The 22,376-nt window shown below is 71.1% G+C and carries 21 protein-coding genes and 1 pseudogene; 2 read left to right on the top strand and 20 right to left on the bottom strand.

The features are described from left to right. Positions 1-511: 511 nt before the first annotated feature. Positions 512-997: pseudogene (locus ACFYST_RS32735) on the top strand (peptidoglycan DD-metalloendopeptidase family protein); the annotation flags it as partial. 72 nt (positions 998-1,069) lie between these two features. Here ACFYST_RS32735 and ACFYST_RS32730 read toward each other — a convergent pair. The 18 genes from ACFYST_RS32730 to proS all read right to left on the bottom strand — a co-directional run bounded on the left by ACFYST_RS32730 (position 1,070) and on the right by proS (position 18,784). Next, entirely contained in the window at positions 1,070-1,705 is a 636-nt protein-coding gene (locus ACFYST_RS32730; RefSeq protein WP_387867656.1) for a TetR/AcrR family transcriptional regulator, read from the bottom strand. Positions 1,706-1,803: 98 nt separating this feature from the next. Next, on the bottom strand, positions 1,804-2,673 hold the full coding sequence (whiG, locus tag ACFYST_RS32725) for an RNA polymerase sigma factor WhiG (protein WP_387867694.1): 870 nt from the start codon (positions 2,671-2,673) through the stop codon (positions 1,804-1,806). A gap of 1,273 nt (positions 2,674-3,946) precedes the next feature. Further along, a complete protein-coding gene (gene dprA / locus ACFYST_RS32720) occupies positions 3,947-5,101 on the bottom strand; it encodes a DNA-processing protein DprA (RefSeq protein WP_387867653.1) in 1,155 nt (384 codons plus the stop codon). 607 nt (positions 5,102-5,708) lie between these two features. Next, a complete protein-coding gene (locus ACFYST_RS32715) occupies positions 5,709-7,361 on the bottom strand; it encodes a YifB family Mg chelatase-like AAA ATPase (protein ID WP_387867651.1) in 1,653 nt (550 codons plus the stop codon). 1 nt (position 7,362) lies between these two features. Next, positions 7,363-7,833, bottom strand: coding sequence for a YraN family protein (locus tag ACFYST_RS32710; RefSeq protein WP_387649382.1), 471 nt, complete (start codon positions 7,831-7,833; stop codon positions 7,363-7,365). Between the two features lie 289 nt (positions 7,834-8,122). Then, entirely contained in the window at positions 8,123-8,449 is a 327-nt protein-coding gene (locus ACFYST_RS32705; RefSeq protein WP_030458804.1) for a DUF2469 domain-containing protein, read from the bottom strand. A 56-nt stretch (positions 8,450-8,505) separates the two neighbouring features. Further along, positions 8,506-8,979: an NUDIX hydrolase gene (locus ACFYST_RS32700; RefSeq protein ID WP_387867650.1), complete on the bottom strand. Its 474-nt coding sequence runs from the start codon at positions 8,977-8,979 to the stop codon at positions 8,506-8,508. Positions 8,980-9,049: 70 nt separating this feature from the next. Next, positions 9,050-9,799, bottom strand: a complete 750-nt coding sequence (gene lepB, locus ACFYST_RS32695) for a signal peptidase I (protein WP_387867647.1) — start codon at positions 9,797-9,799, stop codon at positions 9,050-9,052. 167 nt (positions 9,800-9,966) lie between these two features. After that, positions 9,967-10,890, bottom strand: a complete 924-nt coding sequence (lepB, locus tag ACFYST_RS32690; protein WP_387867645.1) for a signal peptidase I — start codon at positions 10,888-10,890, stop codon at positions 9,967-9,969. 205 nt (positions 10,891-11,095) lie between these two features. After that, positions 11,096-11,860, bottom strand: coding sequence for a signal peptidase I (gene lepB, locus ACFYST_RS32685; RefSeq protein ID WP_387867642.1), 765 nt, complete (start codon positions 11,858-11,860; stop codon positions 11,096-11,098). A gap of 250 nt (positions 11,861-12,110) precedes the next feature. Further along, positions 12,111-12,911 carry a signal peptidase I gene (gene lepB / locus ACFYST_RS32680; protein ID WP_387867640.1) on the bottom strand — a complete coding sequence of 267 codons (801 nt, stop codon included), beginning with the start codon at positions 12,909-12,911 and terminating at the stop codon, positions 12,111-12,113. A gap of 176 nt (positions 12,912-13,087) precedes the next feature. Then, entirely contained in the window at positions 13,088-13,438 is a 351-nt protein-coding gene (rplS, locus tag ACFYST_RS32675) for a 50S ribosomal protein L19 (RefSeq protein WP_030458810.1), read from the bottom strand. Positions 13,439-13,593: 155 nt separating this feature from the next. Continuing rightward, positions 13,594-14,412 (bottom strand): tRNA (guanosine(37)-N1)-methyltransferase TrmD, encoded by an 819-nt coding sequence (gene trmD / locus ACFYST_RS32670; protein ID WP_380488282.1) that lies wholly within the window; start codon positions 14,410-14,412, stop codon positions 13,594-13,596. A 5-nt stretch (positions 14,413-14,417) separates the two neighbouring features. Then, a complete protein-coding gene (gene rimM, locus ACFYST_RS32665) occupies positions 14,418-15,050 on the bottom strand; it encodes a ribosome maturation factor RimM (protein WP_387867638.1) in 633 nt (210 codons plus the stop codon). A gap of 251 nt (positions 15,051-15,301) precedes the next feature. Further along, positions 15,302-15,541 carry an RNA-binding protein gene (locus tag ACFYST_RS32660; protein WP_043916171.1) on the bottom strand — a complete coding sequence of 80 codons (240 nt, stop codon included), beginning with the start codon at positions 15,539-15,541 and terminating at the stop codon, positions 15,302-15,304. A gap of 2 nt (positions 15,542-15,543) precedes the next feature. After that, entirely contained in the window at positions 15,544-15,972 is a 429-nt protein-coding gene (gene rpsP / locus ACFYST_RS32655; RefSeq protein ID WP_043916170.1) for a 30S ribosomal protein S16, read from the bottom strand. A 398-nt stretch (positions 15,973-16,370) separates the two neighbouring features. Further along, the gene (locus ACFYST_RS32650) at positions 16,371-16,949 is read right to left on the bottom strand and encodes a hypothetical protein (RefSeq protein ID WP_043916169.1); all 579 of its coding nucleotides are present in this window, start codon (positions 16,947-16,949) and stop codon (positions 16,371-16,373) included. A gap of 422 nt (positions 16,950-17,371) precedes the next feature. Further along, positions 17,372-18,784, bottom strand: coding sequence for a proline--tRNA ligase (gene proS, locus ACFYST_RS32645; RefSeq protein WP_387867635.1), 1,413 nt, complete (start codon positions 18,782-18,784; stop codon positions 17,372-17,374). A 243-nt stretch (positions 18,785-19,027) separates the two neighbouring features. On the opposite strand from proS, the gene ACFYST_RS32640 reads away from it, so the two are divergent. Then, a complete protein-coding gene (locus ACFYST_RS32640) occupies positions 19,028-19,837 on the top strand; it encodes a class I SAM-dependent methyltransferase (protein ID WP_387867634.1) in 810 nt (269 codons plus the stop codon). Here the strand turns inward: ACFYST_RS32640 and ftsH are convergent. Together ftsH and ACFYST_RS32630 are read right to left on the bottom strand one after the other, a co-directional pair. Continuing rightward, positions 19,824-21,728, bottom strand: coding sequence for an ATP-dependent zinc metalloprotease FtsH (gene ftsH / locus ACFYST_RS32635; protein ID WP_387867631.1), 1,905 nt, complete (start codon positions 21,726-21,728; stop codon positions 19,824-19,826). The two genes, ACFYST_RS32640 and ftsH, sit on opposite strands and share 14 nt — an antisense overlap. A 57-nt stretch (positions 21,729-21,785) precedes the next feature. After that, positions 21,786-22,310, bottom strand: a complete 525-nt coding sequence (locus tag ACFYST_RS32630; protein ID WP_387649296.1) for a GNAT family N-acetyltransferase — start codon at positions 22,308-22,310, stop codon at positions 21,786-21,788. Between the last annotated feature and the right edge of the window lie 66 nt (positions 22,311-22,376).

Raw genomic sequence — 22,376 nt, 5'->3', positions numbered from 1 at the left:
CCGGTCGGGCGACCGTCACGCCTGACGCCCCGACGTGCCAAGCCGCTTGGCCTACTCGGGGCTTGCGGCCTCGGCAGGCTCGGCGGACCGAGCGGCACTCGCACCTTTCGACCGTTCCCCGGAGGGGCGGGCCGTCGGTGGCGGGGCGTGCGAAGTCGACCCGGCAGACCGGGTCGCGTGTGAAGTGTACGGGAAGCCCCGCGCGGCGGGCGACTCCGTGCGGTCCCGCCGCCCTGTTCAGCACCGCTACGGGCGGCCCGCCGCCCACCGTTCACCCCTGTGGGGGACGGCAGTTGTCCACAGCCCCCGGTTTGTCCACAGCCCCCGGAATCGGCGGGCGACGCCGACGCTCCGACCTCCATGGTGGGGGTCGCGCCTGCTGAGCGGGCTTGTCGTGGTTTGCGCCGGGTGCTGGCGCTGTGCCGGTTTCGTCTCGTTGAGGGAGGTTGGCGTGAGGTGCGGGCGGGATTCGTTCAGGCGGGTGGCGGTTCGCGTCGGTGTGGTGCTGGTGATGGCGGGTCTTGCGTCCGCGATCACCGGTGGGAACGGGGCGGGGACCCCGGTGGCGGTGGTCCCGGTGGGGTTCTCCACGGCGGCGGGGCCGGGGGCGGTACGGCTCGGGGCGGCCGGGCCGGGGCCGGGGAGGGTGTGGCCGGTGGGTGATCGGTCCGGGTTGCTGCGGCGGTTCGATCCGCCTCCGGTGCGCTGGGCGGCCGGGCATCGCGGCGTCGACCTGGCAGCCGCGGCCGGTACGGCGGTGCGGGCTGCCGCGCCCGGCGTGGTGACCTTCTCCGGGCAGGTGGCCGGCCGCCCGATCATGGTGGTCACCCACACCGGCTCGGGCACTCCCCCGCTGCGGACCACCTACCTCCCGGTGGCCGGGTCCGTCCCGGTCGGCGCTGCGGTCGCGGCGGGCGAACCGATCGGCGAACTGACCGCCGACTCCGGGCACTGCCCCGTCGACTGCCTGCACTGGGGCCTGCTCCGCGGCACCCGCTACCTCGATCCACTCGCCCTGCTCGGCACCGGCCGGGCCCGCTTGCTGCCGCTCGACTCCCCCGACGCCGGATCAGCCCGCGCCCGAACCGGAGTCCGCGTCGACCCCGGCGGTTCCCGCGGCACCGGACCGGAGGCCGTCCAGAGCGAACCGCACCGCGGCGTCGGCGATCTCCGGCACGTCGGCAGCCTCCCGGGCCCGCTCGATCTGGCGGACCGCCGCCTCCACCACGCCCTGCAGCAGCGAAGCCGCGACGGCCGGCCCGGTGTGGCCGAGTTCCTCCAAGGTGCGCACCACCAGCGCGGTCAGGCCGGTGTGCGCGGCCCTGATCCGCGCCCGCGCCGCGTCGTCGAGTTCGTACTCGGCGACGGCCACCAGGGCGCGGTGCACCGGATCGGTGGCCAGCGCGACCTGCCCCCGGACGTACGCCTCGATCCGCTCGGCCGGACCGTCGCAGGCCGCCATGCCGGCTTCGATCTCGGCGGCCCACAGCGGGAGGTCCACCGCGCACAGGGCTTCCACCAGCTCCGACTTGGACCGGAAGTACTCGTACACCGAGGACCTGGCCAGGCCGGCCCGCGCGGCGAGGGCACCGAAGCTCAGCGCCTCCCTGCCGCCCTCCGCCAACAGGACGCGCGCGGCTTCCAACAGTGCTGCCTGCTGCAACTGTCGATGCTCGGCCACCGTGGCCGCCCGGATTTTCGGCACGCACCAACTCTACGGACGCCAACGGCCGACGGGGGCGCACACCGCGTACCCGCCGATCCGCCGACCTCGCGAGCGGTCCCCGCCTTCGCATCCTCGTCTCAGCGGGCGTCGGACATCTTCGCCCGCAGTTGCAGCACCGACTTGGTGTGGATCTGGCTGACCCGGCTCTCGGTCACCCCGAGCACCTGGCCGATCTCGGCGAGCGTCAGGCCCTCGTAGTAGTAGAGCGTCACCACCGTCTTCTCCCGTTCGGGCAGGGTGTTGACCGCCGAGGCCAGCAGGCGGCGCAGCTCGCGGTCCTCGGCGATCTCGACCGGGTTGTCGGCACCGTGGTCCGGCAGCGTCTCCATCAGAGTCAGCCGGTCACCGCTCTCGCCCGCCGAGTGCAGCAGTTCGTCGAGCGCCACCACGTTGGCCAGCGACAGCTGGCTGAAGATGGTGTGCAGCTCGTCCAGCGCGATGCCCATCTCCGCCGCCACCTCGGGGTCGTGCGGCGTCCGCCGCAGCCGGGCCTCCAAGGTGGCGTAGGCCCGCTCGACCGCCTTCGCCTTCTGCCGCACCGACCGCGGGATCCAGTCCAGCGCCCGCAGCTCGTCGATGATCGCGCCGCGGATCCGGCTGATCGCGTAGGTCTCGAACTTGATCGCCCGATCGATGTCGAACTTCTCGATGGCGTCGATCAGCCCGAAGACCCCCGAGGACACGAAGTCCGCCTGCTCCACATTGGCCGGCAGTCCGACCCCGACCCGGCCCGCGACGTACTTCACCAGCGGCGAGTAGTGCAGGATCAGCTGGTCGCGCAGCCCCTGGGCGCCCGTCTCCTTGTACGAACGCCACAGCATCTGGAGCGCCGACTGGTCCGCCCCGCCCTTTGTGCTGCCCCGACTCGCCGCCGCTGTCTTCCCCTCAACCTCCGCCCCCTCGGGCCCGGCACCACCCACCGTGGGCGCCGCCACCGGCGCAGGCACCACCGCGCCAACACGTGCGCCCGGCCCGGTCCCCGTATTCGCCAAGCCCTCGCCGTCCGCGGACGCGGACGCCGGCGTCGCAGTCGCCGGCGTCGCGGACACGGGAGTCTCGGACACGGGCGCAGGCCTGGACGTCGACGCCGAGGCCGGCCCGGGCAGCGCGACCAGCCGCGGACCGGCCGGCGGCGGCTCGGCCAGAAGCTGGGGCTGAGGCTGCGACTCGCCCTGCCCTGGCTCCGGCGCCGTTGCCGACGCGGCGGCTGCCGCATCCGAGGAACGTTCCGCCTCCGGCCCGCTCGTCTGTCGGCGAACCTGCGAACTCCGGGCGGGAAGCTCCCCCGGCTTCACCTTCGAACGCGCGCCGCGCCTGGACTGGCCCCGCACCGGCCTGGCGTTCGCGGGCGACGCGTCGACGAAGGAGGCACCCGCCGCCTGCGCTTCGGCCGCAGCCCGCCCGGGCGTCGGCCCATCGTCGCCCTGGCCTTCGCCGAGCTGACTGCCGCCCGGCTGATCGGCGCCCGGCTGATCGGCACTCCCACCACCGACCGGCGCCGGCCCACCCGGCGGGGTGCTGGTGGTCTCCTCCCCGCGCGGCCTCGGTTTGGCCACACTGGACGGCACTGCTTGTGGGCAGGGCAGCAACTGGCCGGGCCGTTCGATGGACGGGCGCGCCGGGGACTGCCGGTCCGACGGCCCCAGCGGGACGGGAGGACGGGGAAGGGGCGAGGGCGAAGCGGGACGGGCCTGGGACTGTGGGGTCGCGGTCGGGGGGTTGCCCGGCCTCGCCATTCCCACGACTCCCGAGGGCCTGGCCCGCAGCTCCGCGGCGTTGCGGGTCTCGGCCCCGGTCCCGTCCGGGGACCGACCGTCACCGGTCACCCTGTGTCCGGGAATGTGAGTGGGCATGCGTTGGTCTGCGCCGTTCTGCCGAGTCATGTGCTGATAGGGACGCCATAAGGGAGCGTAGCGTGACCAAGTCGCTGCACAGTGCTACCGCCACTCGGGCGTCGCCCGATCCGGTGGCAGCAACGGGCTCCACCGGCGCGTCGCGGGTCGGGGCCCGGCCGGCTGCCGGGCACCCCACCTCCGCCGAGCCGCCGACCAGCACAGACCTCCCTCAACACGTCGGAATCTTTGCGTCACTCCCGCTCGCCGCTGTCGCCCTCCCGGGCTCACCCGTCTCAGCGTCGCTCTCAACTCACCTGGGGTTCCTTCCTGTTGACGGGATGCTCCGTTCGGTCGACCTTCCATGTCCGCTATTGCTCAGATCCGATCACTTGCGTCGTACCAACCTCCAGTGCGCTCCGTGCCTCTCGACGAAGCCCAGCGAGCTCAGCTCGTGCAGGTGGTGCACGGTCTCCTGCGGGGAGAGCGCGGCGTACTGGGCGAGTCGCTGCACCGGCGCGCCGTCCGCACTCGCCGGCACCGCTTCCAAAACCCTTGCCACCGATGGCACCAGCGCGTCTCTCGGCAGGATCGGACCGACCCGCTCCGGTGCCAGATCGTTGCCAATGGAGCCGATCAGCTCGCCCACTTCGGCACCGTTGGTGACCAGAGTTGCGGCTCCGCTTCTGATCAACGCGTGGACTCCCGCCGAAAGTTCGGACGTCACCTGGCCGGGAACACCCATCGTGTGCCTGTTGAGATCCATCGCACGACGTGCGGTGCTGAGCGCGCCGCTGCGAGGTGCCGCCTCGACCACGACCGTGCCTCTGGTGAGCGCCGCTATCACGCGGTTGCGCAGCACGAATCTGAACCTGGTCGGGTTCATCCCGAGCGCCAATTCACTCACCAGCAACCCGGCATCTCCGATCCGCTCGATCAGTGACTCGTTCCCGCGCGGGTAGCAGATGTCGACCCCACTGGCCAGGACCGCGATCGTCATCCCGTTGACGGCCAGCGCACCCTGATGGGCGGCCGTGTCGACGCCGTACGCGGCTCCGGAGACCACCACCCAGCCGCGCTCGGCCAGTTCCGAGCCGAGCTGGCCGGCGATGTGCCGCCCATAGGCGGTGCAGGCCCGGGATCCGACAATGGCGACCGACCTGAGCGCCAGCAGACGCAACGAGGGGAGCCGCGTCCGCGGCCGGCCGCGGATCCACAGTCCGACTGGGCGGCTGTCGCCGAGGTCGTCCAGCTGAGAGGGCCACTCCGTGTCGCCCGGAATGATGAACTTCCCACCGAGCTTGGCGATTCGTTCAAGGTCGGTGGCCGGGTTGAACTTTCGCAGCCTCTCCTGGTAGGCGGAGATCCGGTCCGCTCCGAGCCCAAGTCGGCTCGGCGATGCTCCGTGGTAGAAGCCCTGCACCAGGCCAACCACACCGAGGCGCTGAATCGCCCGGCCGATGGCCGCGTCGCCCGGTTCGATCAGCCGGGTAAGCGCCGCTCTGGCGACCCGCTCGGTCTCGGGCGGGTCCGGCGTGGTCACCGCTGCGGCCCACCCGACGGGACGGATGACCCGGTGTGCGGAGTGGCCCGCGGCGCCCGGTTCGGTCGTACAGTGCCGACTCGTCGCGGCACTGTGTGCGGCAGGGCCTGTGGTCACCGCACAGTCCGGAACCGCAAGCCGGGAATCGACGGTGTCCGAGCCCGCTCGATGAACGGCGGGTGGGCCGGCTCCGCGGATCAGGTGGCGCAACCGGTCGTGGCCGTCACCCGCCGCACGGTCGTCGGGCGGGTGGGGCGGACAGGGGCTGTCAGGTGGACCCGGCAAGGTGGGCTCGCCAACGAAGTGACGTCTGCCGCGCTGGGCTCGCCCGGCGTGGGCCGGGCTGCCATGCGGGCCTGCGGTCTCGCGGTCGCGGGCCGGGCTGTTGGGCACCGAGGTGAGCGTCGGTGGGGCGGCGGAGTCGGCATGCTGCTGGGGTGCGGGAAGTGCTGCGGTCACGGGAAGGTCCTCCTGCGATGGCTTGTCCGGCGGGGGAGTTGGCGCACGGGCCGCTTCACGGTCTGGTGCGCTGCGTGGCGCCTTGTGCTGCGGGTCTGCGGGCCTGCCGGCCTGCGGACTTGCCAGCCGCAGCACAGGTGATGCCTGGTCAGGACTCGGCGCCCAGGTCGGCATCCACGTCGTAGTACGGGTCGGATTTGCGGTCGTTCGGGCGGGTGACGCGCTGGACTCCGGTGCGGAGGGTGAGCGCGGTCTGGACGTCGGTACGGGTGGGGCGGGGACGGTGGGCGAGGTCGGCGACCGTCCAGGCGACGCGGAGAATTCGGTCGAGGCCTCGTGCGGTGAGCAACCCCCTGTCGAGGTCACGCTCGGCGTCGATGAGCGAGCCGGGCGCGAGTTGCCAGCGCGTGCGCAGTTCGTGCCCAGGCACTTCGGCGTTCGTCCGCCACGGGGTGTCGGCGAGGCGAGCGGCGGCCCGCTCGCGGGCCTCCCTTACGCGTTCGGCGACCGTAGCTGTGCTCTCGACTTTTCCGCCCTGCTGCAGCAACTCGGCTCTGCTGACCCCGGCCACCTGTACTTGGAGGTCTACTCGATCGAGCAGCGGCCCGGACAGTCTGGCCTGATAGCGGTTGACCATGACGGGTGTGCATTCGCAGCCTTCTCCTCTCAACGAATAGCGGCCGCAGGGACAGGGGTTGGCGGCCAGACAGAGCAGGAATCTGGCGGGTAGCCGCATCGAACCCGCGGCTCTGGCGATCATCACCTCCCCCGATTCCAGGGGTTGTCGAAGGGCGTCGAGGACCCGGACCGGGAATTCGGGTGCCTCGTCGAGGAAGAGCACGCCGCGGTGGGCCAGGGAGACGGCACCGGGTCTGGGCAGTCCCGTTCCGCCGCCCACGATGGCGGGCATGGTGGTCGAGTGGTGCGGTGCGCAGTACGGCGGGGTGTTGATAAGCGGGCGGTCGGGTGGGAGCAGGCCGGCCACGGAATGGATCGCGGTCACTTCGAGGGCTTCGGCCTGGGTGAGTGGTGGGAGCAGGGCGGGGAGCCGTTCCGCCAGCATGGTTTTGCCGGCTCCGGGCGGCCCTTTGAGGTACAAGTGGTGGCCGCCCGCTGCGGCGATCTCCAGGGCCTGCCTGGCTTCGGACTGCCCGGCCACGTCGGCGAGGTCGGGTCGGCAGGCCTGGTCCGAGCTGAAATCGCGGACGCCGAGCCCGGGGAGCATCAGTCCGGCGAACGAGGAGTCCGGACGGCCGATGGACGGATCGGGTGGTTCGTCGGGGATGGGGGCGTTGGTGAGGATGGCGATGAGTTGACGCAGGCTTCGTACGCCGAGGACGGAGACACCTGGAACCAACTCGGCTTCGGCGGCGGTCTGTTCGGCGACCACGATCTGGCGGTAGCCGGCGTCCGCCGCAGCGAGTACTGCGGGCAGGACGCCGCGCACCGGGCGCACCCGGCCGTCCAGTCCGAGTTCGCCGATGATCAGCAGGCCGTCGATCGACGCGGGGTCGAGCCGTTCGGCGGCCGCCAGTACGGCACAGGCCACTGCCAGGTCGTACCCGCTGCCGCTCTTGGGTACGGAGGCCGGGGTGAGGCCCACGGTGAGTTTTCGCAGCGGCCATTTCTCGCCGCTGTTGGAGACGGCTGCGCGGACCCGGTCGCGGGCTTCGAGGAGGGCCTTGTCGGCGAGGCCCACCAGGCTGAAGGCTGCGAGTCCGGGTTCGAGGTCGGCCTGGACCTCGACCACGACGCCGTCCACCCCGACCAGGGCGACCGAGCAGGTGCGGGCGAAGGCCATCTCACACCGCCCCCCGCAGGTGCTCGACCGCGGCGGCGCCCTTGCGGGGGTTGACCACGGCGACCAGGTCGATGCGGACTCCGCCCGGCGGTGGGGGCGCCGGTCCGCCGACCGAGGCTTCGTCCGTCGGTTCGCCGCCGTCGACCCGCTCGGCAGCCAGCACCAGTCGGGAGAAGTGCACGGGCCAGCGTTCGACGAGCCACCGTTCGGCAAGGTGGCGCAGCCGATCGGCCTTGCTCTGGTCGATCGCTTCGGACGGCTGTTGGAAGCCCCGCTCGGACCTGGTCTTCACCTCGCACACCGCGAGGGTGTCCCCGTCCAGCGCGACGATGTCGAGCTCGCCCTCGGCGCAACGCCAGTTGCGCTCCAGGATGCACAGCCCGCCCTCCGTGAGCCGGCGGGCGGCGACCTCCTCGCCGTAGCGTCCGAGGCCGTTGGTGGAAATCTTGTTGGGATTCTGCACGGCAATCACCTCCGGCCGGAAGGTTGCCGTCACAGCCGGGAGATGGGCCAGCGAAATCGTCGAGCCTGTGGATAACTCGGGCCTGTGGATAACTTAGCTCACTCGTTCGAGTGGCAAATCCAAAATGCGCTGGACATCCGACGATTTCAACGACCAGTCTCGGTGGCCCGGGCGTCGCCGCAGGCCATCGTGGTGCGGCCGCTCCGGTGGAAGGGCGCGGTCGGCCGCGCCGTTCCCCGCCCACCCTGGGCTGTCGGGCCCGGGGCACTCCCGGGCCGGCCGTTCAGCCGCAGAGCGGTCAGTTCCCGAACGCGGAGTCGTCCGAGGGCAGCTCGAGATCGCTCTTGGCCAGCTCCTCGATATTCACGTCCTTGAAAGTCAGCACGCGGACCTTCCGAACGAACCGGGCCGGTCGGTACATGTCCCAGACCCACGCATCCGCCATCGACACCTCGAAGAACACCTCGCCCTGCACCGAATGCACCTGGAGGTCGTAGTCGTTCGTCAGATAGAAACGCCGCTCGGTCTCGATCACGTACTTGAACAGGCCGACGACATCCCGGTACTCCCGGTAGAGCTTGAGCTCCATCTCGGTCTCGTACTTCTCGAGGTCTTCGGCACTCATTCCAAGCGTCCCCTCACTCGTCACGTCCACCCCATTGTGGACCACCGGGCCCGTGCTCAGAGCCGTACTGGCGGTTCTGGCGGCCCTTCCGTCAGAACCTGCTCCATCAGCGCGGCCAGTCCGCGCGGGTAGACGGTCTCCTCAGTGGTCCTCAACTCCCCCACCGTCCACCAGCGGACGGAGAGCAGCAGCGCGTGCTCCTCCGCCCCGCTCTGCCGCAGTACCACCTCGCTCCGACCGATGCGGGCCAGGTGGAACCACTGCTCCTGTTCGTAGTCCCTGCCCTGGAAGGAGAACTTCACCGTGCCGTACGCGACCAGCGGTCCCCACTCCACCTCGGTCAGCCCGATCTCCTCGGCCAGTTCACGCCGGGCCGCTTCGGCCGGGCTTTCGCCCGGCTCGATGCCGCCACCGGGGGTGATCCACCAGTCGATGCCCGGCGCGGCCGGATCGGTCCCTTGCAGCAACAGGACGCGCCCGTCCGGGTCCAGCAGCAGCACGCGGACGGCTCTGCGACGTTCGACCGCCACCTGGTTCAGCTCCGTCCTGAGGTTCTGCGCCCGTTTCCGGGCCGGCCCCGAGATGCCGTCGGCCCCCGATTCAGGCCTTCCGCCGCCCCTGCAGCTTGCGGCTCAGAGAGACCGCCCAGCCCGCCGCGGAGGCGAGCACGATCAGGACCGCCCCGCCGACCGCCGTCCAGCTGGCCGGCACCAGCACGCCCGCCTGGTGAGCACGCGGCGCACCCAGTTCATCGAAGGCTGCGGTGCGCCCCTCCAACCCTGCCCGGGACAGCGGCAGGATCACCGCCTCGACCCTCGCCTTCACTCCGGAGGCAGGAACGGAGCCGAAGGCCACATCCAGGTGGCTGCGCGAGTCCATCGAGTTCCCGCGGAAGTCACCGAGCAGGAACAGCCGCCCCTCGGGCACCGTCACCGAGAACGCGGTGGCGGGCGCTGTGGCCTTCGCCAAGTAGGGCTCGTCCACCTGGTGGCCGTTGACGGTGATCCGCCCCTCGCGATCGCCGGAGACGGTGTCGCCACCGACGGCGGCCACCCGCTTGACCAGGGTGGCGTTGCCCCAATCCGCGTCCTGGAAGACCACGATGTCGCCGCGTCCGATCGACTTCCCGTCAGCGGTGTGCGCAAGGACGGTATCGCCGACCTCCAGAGTGGGGCTCATCGATCCGGTGGGGATCTTGAAGGGCCGGTACTGGATGGCGAGCATCGCGAAGCCTCCGACCAGCATCACGAATCCGATCGCGATCACCACACCCTGCACGATCGACGCCGGGTTCCGGCGGCGGGCCGGTTGGGCCTCGGCGGGCGGTGTCTGCTCCACGACGCTGCTCATCGGCTTCGCCCTCTCCTGGCGCTCACGCGCTCCGGGCGAGCGCTCGCTACCTGCCTGGGCCTCGCCGTCCTGGGCTGGACAGCACTGCGGGCCGTGACACGTGCGAGCAGATTACTCACGAGTACCACGGCCCGCGCAAGAGTCAGTCGCGGACGGTCTGCGACCGGTCAGCGACGGCGCTTGCGCACCCACCACACGGCGGGGGCAACCAGGGCCGCGCCGGCCAGCGGCGGCGCGAGCGGCCCGCCGGCGGCCAGACCCTTCTGGTCGAAGGTCTCGGGGACGGGCAGCGTCGCCCAGTCGCCGATCGGCCAGGCCACCACGAACGCGCGGCCGACGACGTTCCCGACCGGCACGGTGCCGCCGCCCGGCTGGTCCATGTGGAACCGGGAGTCCAGGGAGTTGGCGCGGTGGTCGCCCATCACCCAGATCCGGCCGTCCGGCACCTTCACCGGACCGAACGGCTTCTCCCCGCACGGGGTGTTGCCGGGGAAGATGTACGGCTCGTCGAGTGCGATGCCGTTCACCTTGACCGGGCCGGTGCCCTGGCACTCGACGGTGTCGCCGCCGACCGCGATGACACGCTTGATCAGGTCCTTCTCGTCGCTGGACGGCATCAGCCCGATGAAGCTGAAGACGTCCTGGACTCCACGCACGAAGGAGTTGCTGCTGCGCTGGGCGGGCTCGTCGTTCAGCCAGCCACCCGGGTCCTTGAAGACCACCACCTCGCCGCGCTCCGGCTCCGAACCGAACCACGGGGTGAGCTTGTCGACCAGCACGCGGTCACCGACCTGGAGCGTGTTCTCCATCGAACCCGACGGAATCGAGAACGCCTGGACGAAGAAGGTCTTGATCACCAGGGCCAGGATCAGGGCGATGCCGACCAGGATCGGCAGTTCCTTCCAGAAGGAACGCTGCTTGGGAGCCTTCTTGGCCCCCGGCGGCGCCGCCGAATCGCTCTCCTCGGCCGCATCGGACTCGGCCGCCCGCAGGGCGTCACCGTCCTCCGCGTGTCGCCCATCGGAGTTGCCCGAAGGCTCCCCGTCGGGCTCCGGAGCACCTGAGCGGGCACCGATCACCAGATCCCCCACGACATCTCCTCCCTGCTGTGCGGACGCCTGCGCGTCCGCGCTCACCAGTGCCGCACAGCGGGCACCACACTCTGCGATCGACCGACAACCCGCCTCTGGCTTGCCCTACCCGGGCACGCCCGACACCAGGCCGGAACCGAGCACTTCAGCACTTCTCTATCACTCCCGGTCAGCCAGCCCGTGTTCCCACGCGCCGACCGAACCGTCAGTCGGCCGTTGGCCCGACCCGCCGGTGCACTCTCCACCGCCCGACAACGACCGGGAGGACGCCCAACACACCCATAACGAGCGGGGGTTCCGCAGGAATCGGTCCAACGGCCGATGATCCTGCCACTTGCACCGGCACAGCGGAGAGTGAATGGGGAACACCCAGTTGACCGAAGTGGGAGAGCGGCCACGCGACCACGAACGCACGACCCACCACATTCGCCACCGGGACGGTCCCGGCGCCCGGATTGCCCATGTGGTAGCGGGAGTCCGCGGACAGGTCGCGATGGTCCCCCATCACCCACAACCGCCCCTGAGGGACTGTCACTTTGAAGGTGATCCGCGAGGGCACGTTGCCGGGCGCAATGTACGGCTCGTCCAGCGGGGTGCCGTTCACGCTCAGCCGGCCCTGGGCGTCGCAGCACTCCACGGTGTCGCCCGCGACACCGATCACCCGCTTGATCAAGTCTCGCTCGTCGTCGGAAGGAAGGAGCCCCACCGCGGAGAACACCGACGTGACCTTGTGCAGCACGGATCCGTCCGCAGCCGGCTTGTGGTCGTTCTCCAGCCAGCCGCCGGGGTCCTTGAAGACCACCACCTCGCCGCGCTCCGGCTCCGAACCGAACCACGGGGTGAGCTTGTCCACCACGACCCGATCGCCGACCTGCAGGGTCGGCTCCATCGAACCGGAGGGAATGACGAACACCTGGACCAGGAAGGTCTTCAGCACCACGGCAATGATCAGCGCCACCAGCACGATCACCGGCAGTTCACGCAGAAAGGAGCGCCGTCCGCGACGCCCAGCCCGCTTTGCGGCCCGCCGCCGCTCGGCGCGGCCCCTCACGGCCCGGCTGCCCCCGGCACCGCCCCCACCGCCGTCGGCCGCCCCCTCGGCCTCCTCGGCTCCCCCAGCCTCCTCGGTTCCCCCAGCCCCCGCTCCCCCGGCCGTGTCAGCAGCCTCGGCGCCATCGGCCTGGTCAGCACCGTCCGCTCCGTCGGTGGCGGCCCTGGGTCTACCTCTGCTCCCCATGACCACCGGTCCCCTCTATCGCGGCGAATGCCGCCGGCCGGTCGAGCGAGGTCGTCCGGCCGAGGGGGAACAGCAGCCAGTCGGCGCGTCCGATCACCCGGTCCACGGGAACGGTGCCGCCGCCGGGCTCGCCGAGGTGGTCCCGGGAGTCGCGGGACGCGCTGCGGTGGTCGCCCATCACCCACAACTTGCCGGAAGGAACCACGATGTCGAACGGCACTGCCGACGGTGCGTCGCCGGGGAGCAGATAGCCGCTCTCGTCCAGCGGCACCCCGTTGACCCGGAGACGGCCGTCAGAGCCGCAGCAGGTGATCCGGTCGCCGCCGACACCGATCACTCGCTTCACGTAGACCGTGTTGCCGGCCGGGGCCAGCCCGGCTCTGGTCAGCAGTCGCTTCACCCCGGACGGTTCGTCCTGGTACGGCAGAAAGGAGCCGATGCCGTCGAAGACCACTACATCGCCCCGCTGCGGGTGCTCGCCGAAGGCGTAGGCGAGTTGGTTGACCAGCACCCGGTCCCCCGGTTGCAAGGTCCCCTCCATGGAGCCGGACGGCACCGCGAAGGGCCGGGCCACGAAGGCGTTCACCAGCAGCAGCGCGGCCACACACACCGCACCGATCCACAGCAGGTCCCGCGACCACCGCCGCCCGACACCGTCCTCGGCGTCGTCTCCGGCATCGTGTCCGGCGTCGTCTCCGGCGTCGTCCTCGGCATCGTCTCCGGCGTCCGGTTCACTGGCCCGGCGCCCACTCGCAGCGTCGCCCTCGGTTCCACCGTCGATCACGGCCCCGCTGCCGATCACGGGCCCGGAAACGGCAACGGACCGCGTCGGCGTGTCCGCACCCGTGGGTACGGGACTGCCGTCGCGGTCCGTCGGTGGCTCGTGCGTGCTCATCGGGGGTGAGCTTATCCTCCCGGTCTAAACCGGTCGGAGGGCCTTCCCCCGTCGAGCCTGCGCGATCACGCGTCGCGCTTCTCCTTGATCTTCGCGGCCTTGCCGCGGAGGTCACGCAGGTAGTACAGCTTGGCGCGGCGAACCGCACCGCGGGTCACGACCTCGATCTTCTCGACGACCGGGGTGTGCACCGGGAAGGTGCGCTCGACACCGACGTTGAAGCTGACCTTGCGAACGGTGAAGGTCTCACCGATGCCGGCGCCGTGACGACGGATGACAACGCCCTGGAAGACCTGGACGCGCGAGCGGTTGCCTTCGATGACTCGGACGTGCACCTTCAGGGTGTCGCCGGGGCGGAAGGCGGGGATGTCGGTGCGCAGCGAGGCCGCGTCGACAGCAGCGAGCTTGTTGCTCATCGTTGCTCTCCATCGCAGGCGCCACGGGCCGCCCACGGAAAATCGTCTCAACTGGGTGGTGCTGCGGGCCGCTTCGGTTGGCGATGAACCCCCCGTGGCGGGGGCACCGGTCCACTGACCCCCACGAGGGGAGTCCGGCGACAGACAGCAGTCGCCTATTCTTCCACAGGCTCTACCGCAGACCGAAATCGGCCTGCGGCGTCGTCCCAGGCCAGGCCGAGGACGCTGAGTGCTTCGCGTTCCTTCTTGGTGAACGCGTCGCGCTGCCAACGGGCGACCAGGTCGGGCCGGTTGGCAAGGGTGCGGGCGAACGCCTGCTCGCGCCGCCACTGGGCGATCTTCCCGTGGTGGCCGCTGAGCAGGATCTCCGGCACCTCACGGCCGCGCCACTCGGCGGGCTTGGTGTACACCGGGCCCTCCAGCAGGTCGGCCATGGCGCCGGGGGCGAAGGAGTCGTCCCGGTGCGACTCGGCGTTGCCGAGCACGCCGGGCAGCAGCCGGGCGATCGCCTCGACCATCACCAGGACGGCGACCTCGCCGCCGGCCAGCACGTAGTCGCCGATGGAGGCTTCGACCACGGGCATCCGGGTCGCGGCTTCCTCGATGACCCGGCGGTCGATGCCCTCGTAGCGGGCGGGCGCGAAGGCCAGCCAGTTGCGGGCAGCCAGGTCCTGCGCGAGTTCCTGGGTGAACGGCCGGCCGCTGGGGGTGGGCACCACCAGGGTCGGCACCTCGCCCTCGGGCCCGGCCGCGAGGACGGCGTCCAGCGCCGCGCCCCAGGGCTCGGGCTTCATCACCATGCCGGGGCCACCGCCGTAGGGGGTGTCGTCCACGGTGCGGTGGATGTCGGTGGTCCACTGCCGCAGGTCGTGCAGGTGCACGTCGAGCTGACCGCGGGCCCGGGCCTTGCCGACCAGCGAGACGTTCAGCGGCTCCAGGTACTCGGGGAAGATCGTGACGACGTCGATCCGCATGTCGGTCACGCCGCATCCCCGGTCGAGTCGTCGGAGCTCTCGGAGCCCTCGGAGTCGGCAGAGTCGGCCGACTCTTCAGCGCCGGCCTCCGCGTCCGCGTCGTCCCGGGACGAGACGACCACCGCGTCAGCGGGGTCGATCAGGCCGGGCGGCGGGGTGATCACGGCGCGCTGCTCGTCCAGGTCGATGACGGGGACGATCTGTTCGACGAACGGGATGAGCACCTCGGTGCCGTCGGGGCGCTGGACGGTGAGCAGGTCCTGGTACGGGAGGTGGACCACCTCGGTGAGTTCGCCGATCAGGGTGCCGTCGGTGAGGACGACGTCCAGGCCGATCAGCTGGTGGTCGTAGTACTCGTCGGGGTCCTCGGGGGTCTCGTCCGGGTCGACCTCGGCGATCAGGAAGGTACCGCGCAGCGCCTCGGCGGCGGTGCGGTCCTTGACGCCGGCGAAGCGCAGCAGCAGGCGTCCGCTGTGCACCTTGCCGGACTCGACGGTCAGCGGTCCGATGCCTGCCGGGTCGGTCATGAGGACCGCGCCGGGTCCGAGCCGCAGTTCCGGCTCGTCGGTGCGGACCTCGACGCTGACGTCCCCTCGGATGCCGTGGGCGCGGCCGATCTTGCCGACGACGAGCTGCACGGTGATCGTTCTCCTGAGATGAGCCTGGGTGAGGCGAGCGAGGTGGTGCGGTACATGAAGCGAACGGCCCCGAGAAGAACGGGCCACCCGAACGGAGTTGTCCGACCGGGGTTACCCGAACGGGGTTACCCGAATGGAGCCGCCCGGAGGGGCCGGAAAACGGGAAGGACCGGCCGGGACGGATGCGTCCCGGCCGGTCCGGAAACCCGGTGGTCGACCTGTCGATTGACGTTGCCGGTCGATCGAGGAGGTCAGCGAATGCTGTCCACGTCGACCAGGTCGACCCGGACGTTGCGACCGCCGAGGGCGCCGACCACGGTGCGCAGTGCGCGTGCCGTGCGGCCGCCCCGGCCGATCACCTTGCCGAGGTCGTCAGGGTGTACCCGCACCTCGATGGTGTGGCCGCGGCGCAGGTTCCGCGAGCGGACCTGCACCTCGTCCGGGTGCTCGACGATGCCCTTCACCAGGTGGTCGAGGGCTTCCTCGATCATGCTCAGGCCTCGGTGGAAGCGGCCTCGGCCTCGTCAGCCTTGTCCGACTTCTTGGCCTTCGGGGTGATGGCGACACCGGTGGTGGCGTCCTCGAAGCCGGCGACGGCCTTGGCGAACAGGTGCGAGAAGTCCTCGACCTTGGGCTCGGCAACCTTCAGCGGCTCCGGAGCCGGCAGGCCCTTGAACTTCTGCCAGTCGCCGGTCAGCTTGAGGATGGCGAGAACCGGCTCGGTCGGCTGGGCGCCGACGGACAGCCAGTACTGCGCGCGGTCGCCGTCGACCTCGATCTTCGAGGGGTTGTAGGTCGGCTGGTAGATGCCGATCTCCTCGATGGCGCGGCCGTCACGCTTGGTGCGCGAGTCGGCGACGACGATGCGGTAGTGCGGGGAGCGGATCTTGCCGAGACGCTTCAGCTTGATCTTGACAGCCACGGTGGATTCTCCTGGTCTTGACGTGGGTGAGCAGCGCTCCGCCGCGTGGGGCTGCGGCGCGAGCTGCCGTTCAAGGGACACGCCAGCCGTTAGGAGAGAGGGTCCTGCCTGGCTGCCGAGTACTCAGCTGTCCATTCTGCCACATTGCCGAGACCCCCCGGACCGCGCCCCCGCACGGCCCGGCAGGCCCTCCAGGCACCATCGGACCGACCGACCCCGGCACGCGGCAAGCGGCGAGCGGCGAGCGGCGAGCGACAAGGCAGGCGGCACCACGACAGCGCCACAACAAACAGGGCCGGAAAAAGTTGCGTCGACCGCCCCCCGGAGGGGTCGGCCGACTCATGGCCGGTCCGCGGACACCCCGCCCGCGGCCCGGATCAAGCGTTCTTCAGCAGCTGTCAAGCGATCTTGAACGGCTGCTGGCAGGCGCCGCAGACGATCGAAGCCTGCGCCAGCACGGACGGGACGACGCGGACGTTGCGACCGCAGCCGCACACCGCCTTGACCCGCACGCCGCCGCCCGAGGAACCGTGCCGGGCGGCCGGTCCGCGGAAGGCGCGGTGGTTGCCCTCGCCGGCGACGGCGAGCTGGTGCGCCCCGAGCGCGCGGTCGAGACGCTCGATGGTCTCGGCGTAGCGTTCGCGGGTCTCGTGGCCCATCGTGACCTGGGAGAAGCCGCTGCTGGCGTGCGGCTCGACCGGGTGGGCCAGGCCCAGCTCGGAGGCGAGCAGCAGGAAGCGGCGGTTGTGGTAGCGCCCGGCCCGCGAGGTGTCGCGGATCTCCCGCGCGGCGGCCAGGCCGTGCGCGGCCTCGTGCAGCAGTCGCTCGAAGTTGAGGCGGGTGCCGCAGGCCGACGAGGACTCGCCGATCAGCGCCTCGGGAGACGCCAGGTCGGGCAGGTCCCGGTGGTGGGCCTGGATGTCGCTCCAGGCGGCGGCCAGTTCGGCCGCAAGGACGAGGGGCTGTGTCGTGCTCACGCTGTACCAACGATGGGGAGAGAGCCGATGTTCCGCTGGACCCCGTGGTTCGGGAATTCCCAGCGAACTCTCAGGAATGCACTTCCGCACGCGAATTGCGCGGTTCCGAACTGACGCAAGACCAACCCCCTGCACGTTTGGACCCGGCGCCTTCGCCGGGCTCTCGGCACCCGCCGCGGAGCCCAACATCCCCACGACGGACGGCCCGCGACCTGTCCGAAAATTGACAGGGCCACGGGCCGTATACCGTACCGCTTGTCAGGTACTCCCGGGAGTTGACTGGTGAGTAGTCTCAACTACCAACACACGAACCGGGGTTCGGGTTCGGCGACGGCCGGCCCGGACAGCCGCAGCTCATCCCGGTGATCACGCTCCGCACAGGGCCCCCGGGCCGGAGCCCGGGGACGCCGTCGGCGGTCGGATCAGTACGCGCGGGCCACCAAGGCGAGGTTGCCCTCCTGGTCGTCGGTGGCCGGCACGGTGCCGTCCGCAGCGATGATGCAGCGCACCGACACACCCTGCTCGGCCAACTTGGCCTCGCCCTCGGGGCCGAGGTCGGCCCAGGAGATCCGGCCCCAGCCGGTGGCGGCGGCCTCGACGGCCTCGTCGATGGTCTTGACGTCCACGGTGCGGGCCTCACGGCGCTCCCGGGACTCGCGCAGCAGCTGCGCCTGGTCCTCCTCCAGGATGCCGGGGACGATCGCGGCCAGGGAGTCGACCTGGACCGGGGCCTTGCCGCCGGCGATCCGGCGGGCCAGCATCGCGGTGCCGGCCTCCAGGTCGCGCGGGCCGACCTCGATGCGCAGCGGCACGCCCTTGAGCTCCCAGTCGACGGCGCGGCGGCCGAACGGGGTGTCGGTGCGGTCGTCGACTACCACCCGGACGCCGGCGGCCTCCAGCTGGGCGCCGATCTCGCGGACCTTGGCCAGCACCGCGTCCTCGCCCTTGATGGCGAGCACCACAACCTGGACGGCGGCCAGCCGCGGCGGGACCCGCAGACCGTTGTCGTCGCCGTGGGACATGATCAGGCCACCGACCATGCGGGTCGAGACGCCCCAGGAGGTCTGCCAGACGAACTCGCGCTCGGCGCCCTGGAGCTGGTAGGTGGTGTTGAAGGCCTTGGCGAAGTTCTGGCCCAGCTCGTGGCTGGTGCCCATCTGCAGGGCCTTGCCGTCACGCATCATGCCTTCGAGCGTGAGGGTGTTGATGGCGCCGGCGAAACGCTCGCGGGCGGTCTTGCGACCGAGCACCACGTCGATGCCGAGCACGTTGGTCATGAAGTCGCCGTAGACGTCCGTGTGGATCCGCGAGGCGTAGTCACGGGCGTCCTCGTAGGTGGCGTGGGCGGTGTGGCCCTCCTGCCAGAGGAACTCGGTGGTGCGCAGGAAGACGCGCGGGCGCAGCTCCCAACGGACCACGTTGGCCCACTGGTTGATCAGCAGCGGCAGGTCGCGGTGGCTCTGCACCCACTTGGAGAAGTACTCGTTGATGATCGTCTCGGAGGTGGGCCGGACGACCACCGGCTCCTCGAGCTCCTTGCCGCCGCCGTGGGTGACCACCGCGAGCTCGGGGGCGAAGCCCTCCACGTGCTCGGCTTCCTTGGTCAGGTAGGACTGCGGGATGAACATCGGGAAGTACGCGTTCTGGGCGCCGGCCTTCTTGATCCGCGCGTCCATCTCCTGCTGCATCCGCTCCCACAGGCCGTAGCCGTACGGTCGGATGACCATGGTGCCCCGCACCGGACCGTTGTCGGCCAGCTCTGCCTTGTTGATGAGGTCCTGGTACCAGCGCGGGAAGTCTTCCGCCTGGGGGGTGAGAACGGGTGCCTTAGCCATGGGCCGAATGGTACGGGGAGCGGCGGCCGGACCGTGAATCCGTTTTCCCCGCCCCGGCCCTCGGACGGGGCGGGGGGCGCCCGCGCACACCCCGGGGCGCACACCTGCGGCGCGCGGAGTCCTGCTCGCACCCCTCTGGACGACGGCGGCGACCCGCTGTTCGCTGAGAGGGGCCGGGGGGTGCCGGGCTGCGGCACACGCAGCCGATTCCGAGGACCGACGTGGACCGATTGGGAGGCCGCGATGGCTTCAGCGCGAGTGACCGGCAGCACCGTGGACCGGGTCCGGGCGGACGGTCCGGCGGAGCGGTGCGGCCGGGCGCGGGACTGGGCGGAGATCCAGGAACGCATGCTCGTCCCCCTCTACCAGGACGTTTACCGGCGGCTCGAGGTCGGCCCGGCGACCAGCCTGCTCGGGGTGGGGTGCCGGTCCGGGCTGGCGCTGCTGCTCGCCGAGGGGCGCGGCGCGCAGGTCTCGGGGGTGGAGTGGGACGACGAGCTGCGCGAGCTGGCGGCGGCCCGCGGGCTGCAGGTGGCGCCCGGTAGGAGCCTCGCCCGTTCGGCGCACCCCGTCCCCCGGCCGGCGCACTCCCTGGTGACGGTTTTCGAGCAGTCGCCGACGCCCGCGCTGGTCGCCTGGTCGGCACAGCGCACGCTCCCCGGCGGGCTGCTGGTGCTCGCGGACCGGGGCCCGGCGGCGCGCTGCGAGAGCACGGCGGTGCTGGAGGTGGCGCACCGGCACGCCCCGCCGGAGGACCGGCCGGAGCCCGCTCCGGCGGCGCTGGAGTCGCTACTGGTCTCCGCCGGTCTGCGCCCGTCCACCGCCGACCGGGTGGTCTGCCCGTTCGCGTACGCGGACCTGGACTCGGCGGTCCGCGGGCTGCTGGCCACCGGCCTGTTCGACCGGGCGGAGCAGCAGGCCGGGGCGGCGCTGGTGGCCAAGGAGCTGGAGGAGGCGCTGCACCCGTACCGGCTCCCGGACGGCTCGGTGCGGATGGTGAACGAGTACCGCTGGGTGGCGGGCCTCCGGCCGGAGGACGCTACTCGCGGGTGATCCCGGCGGCGGCGTAGGCGGCGTCCTCGTCCAGCGTTTCGGCCTCCAGCAGGGCGGCGGCGAGGGCGTCGAGGCGGTGGCGGTGGCGGTTCAGCAGCACGATCGCCTCCTCCCAGCATTCGGCGACGATCCGGCGGGCCTCCTCGTCGACCGCGTCCAGCGTGGTGGGCGCGGCGGACAGGCCGTACGGGGACTGGCCGTCGTTGGGGATGGCGGTGACCCGGCCGACCAGGCTGCTCATGCCCCAGCGGCCGGCCATCGAGCGGGCGATGGTGGTGAGCTGTTCGAGGTCGCTCTCGGCGCCGGTGGTGACCACGCCGTACACCACCTGCTCGGCGGCCATCCCGCCGAGCGCGCCGATGATCCGGCCGCGCAGGTAGGGCTCGGTGTAGGAGTAGCGGTCGGTGTCGGGGGTGGAGAGGGTGACGCCGAGGGCGCGGCCGCGCGGCACGATGGTGACCTTGCGGACCGGGTCGGCGCCGGTCTGGAGCATGCCGAGCAGGGCGTGCCCGGACTCGTGGTAGGCGGTGCGTTCGCGTTCCTGCTGGGGCATCACCAGCGGGCGCACCGCGCCGAGTTGGACTTTCTCCAGGGCCTCTGACAGGTTCTCCTGGTTCACCGCGTCCTGCTGGTTCTTGACCGCCAGCAGCGCGGCCTCGTTGACCAGGTTGGCCAGGTCGGCGCCGGTCATGCCGGGGGTGGTGCGGGCGACGACGTCCAGGTCGGTGCCCTTGGCCAGCGGGACTTCGCGGGCGTGGATCCGCAGGATCTGTTCGCGGCCGGCCCGGTCGGGCGGGCTGACGGTGATCCGCCGGTCGAAGCGGCCGGGACGCAGCAGCGCGGGGTCGAGGATCTCGGCCCGGTTGGTCGCGGCGATCACGATGACGCCCTCGGAGCCGGAGAAGCCGTCCATCTCGGTGAGGATCTGGTTGAGCGTCTGTTCGCGTTCGTCGTGGCCGCCCATGCCGCCACCGCCGCCGCGCTGGCGGCCGATGGTGTCGATCTCGTCGATGAAGATGATCGCGGGGGCGACCTTGCGGGCCTCGGCGAACAGGTCGCGGACCCGGCTGGCGCCGACGCCGACGATCATCTCGATGAACTCGGACGCCGAGGCGGAGAAGAACGGGACGTCCGCCTCCCCCGCGACCGCGCGGGCGAGCAGCGTCTTGCCGGTGCCGGGCGGGCCGGACAGCAGGACGCCGCGCGGCATCTTCGCGCCGAGCCGGCGGTACGCCTGCGGGTTCTTCAGGAAGTCGACGACCTCGCTGAGTTCGGCCTCCACCTCGTCGATGCCGGCCACGTCCTGGAAGGTGCTGCGCCGGCCCTGACTGGTGTCCACCGGCTTCGGCGGGGCCTTGCGGCCGAGCGCGCCGCCGCCCAGACCGCCGGCCATCCGGCGGGCCAGGAACACCCAGACCGCGATCAGCAGCAGCATCGGGGCGAGCGAGATCAGCAGGTTGGCCAGGAAGCTGCGCTGCTGCACCACCGGCCGGGCGGTCACCTCGACGTTCTGTGCCTGGAGGGTGCCCCACAGGTTGTCGGTGGCGAACGCCGGGCGCTGGGTGGTGAATTCGGTGTAGTCGCCCTTACCGCCGTCCGGCTTGGGCTGCTTGTTCTTCAAGGTGCCCTCGATGGAGTCGCCCTTGGAGTAGATCTTGGTGATGTTTCCGCTGTCGAGCTGCTTGCTGAACTCGGTGTACGAGATGGTGGTGGAGCCGCCACCACCGAAGAAGCTCAGCAGCAGGTCGGACAGCAGGAACACCACCAGCGCGGTGAGGATCAGGCCCGTCCAGCCGCCCGGCATCTTCCGCTTCGGCGGCGGAGGGGGCGGCGCCCCCTCGGACCGCCAGGGCTGGTCGGGAGTCTGACGCGGCGGCACAGGGTTGCTCACCAGCCGGACGATACGGACATTCCGACCACCGGCCGGCGCGCAACGCCGCGCCGCCGGTCAGCGCACGGGGGTCGGCCACTCCTCCGCCGTCAGCGCGAACCGCTCATGATCACGCCAGGCGTCCTGCAGGAACAGCATCCGCGGTGTGAACCCCTCGTGCCGGAAGCCCAGTCGGCGCGCCATCGCCACCGAACGCTCGTTGTCCGGCTGCACGTTGATCTCCAGCCGGTGCAACCCCAGCCCGCCCTGCTCGGCCGGCGTGAAGCACCGCTCCACCACCAGCCGCATGCCCTCCGACATCCGCCCCGTCCCGACGAACGGCACGTACGAGTCGTAGCCCAGCACGCCGTTGCGGAACCGCGCCATCACGATGTTCGCCACGTTGCACTTGCCCACCAGGCCACCGGTCTCCTGATCGAAAATCAGGAACGTCCGGAGCCCGACACCCTGACGACTCAGCAGATCCGGCAACCCGTCGGGCTCCACCGGGTTCCACCGCCCGATGTGTTCGGCGGAACGCCGCACCGCATCGGCATAGGGAACGACGTCATCTGGGCGGGGAGCTCGGATCGTTACGCGCATCCCGCCATCATCGCCCATGGCACGAAAGCAGGCGGGAGCGAAAACAGGGGCGCAGTGGGGTGCGTG

It is taken from the genome of Kitasatospora sp. NPDC004614 (assembly GCF_042873675.1).
GTDB lineage: Bacteria > Actinomycetota > Actinomycetes > Streptomycetales > Streptomycetaceae > Kitasatospora.
This window is presented reverse-complemented; position numbering and strand designations above follow the sequence as displayed.

Excerpts from the sequence above, each read along its gene's own strand:
- ACFYST_RS32715 (WP_387867651.1), bottom strand. The coding sequence starts at position 7,361 with ATGGCCTTCGCCCGCACCTGCTCGGTCGCCCTGGTCGGGGTGGACGGC.
- ACFYST_RS32705 (WP_030458804.1), bottom strand. The coding sequence starts at position 8,449 with ATGAGTGCCGAAGACCTCGAGAAGTACGAGACCGAGATGGAGCTCAAG.
- lepB (WP_387867647.1), bottom strand. The coding sequence starts at position 9,799 with ATGAGCAGCGTCGTGGAGCAGACACCGCCCGCCGAGGCCCAACCGGCC.
- rplS (WP_030458810.1), bottom strand. The coding sequence starts at position 13,438 with ATGAGCAACAAGCTCGCTGCTGTCGACGCGGCCTCGCTGCGCACCGAC.
- trmD (WP_380488282.1), bottom strand. The coding sequence starts at position 14,412 with ATGCGGATCGACGTCGTCACGATCTTCCCCGAGTACCTGGAGCCGCTG.
- ACFYST_RS32660 (WP_043916171.1), bottom strand. The coding sequence starts at position 15,541 with ATGATCGAGGAAGCCCTCGACCACCTGGTGAAGGGCATCGTCGAGCAC.
- proS (WP_387867635.1), bottom strand. The coding sequence starts at position 18,784 with ATGGCTAAGGCACCCGTTCTCACCCCCCAGGCGGAAGACTTCCCGCGC.
- ACFYST_RS32640 (WP_387867634.1), top strand. The coding sequence starts at position 19,028 with ATGGCTTCAGCGCGAGTGACCGGCAGCACCGTGGACCGGGTCCGGGCG.
- ACFYST_RS32630 (WP_387649296.1), bottom strand. The coding sequence starts at position 22,310 with ATGCGCGTAACGATCCGAGCTCCCCGCCCAGATGACGTCGTTCCCTAT.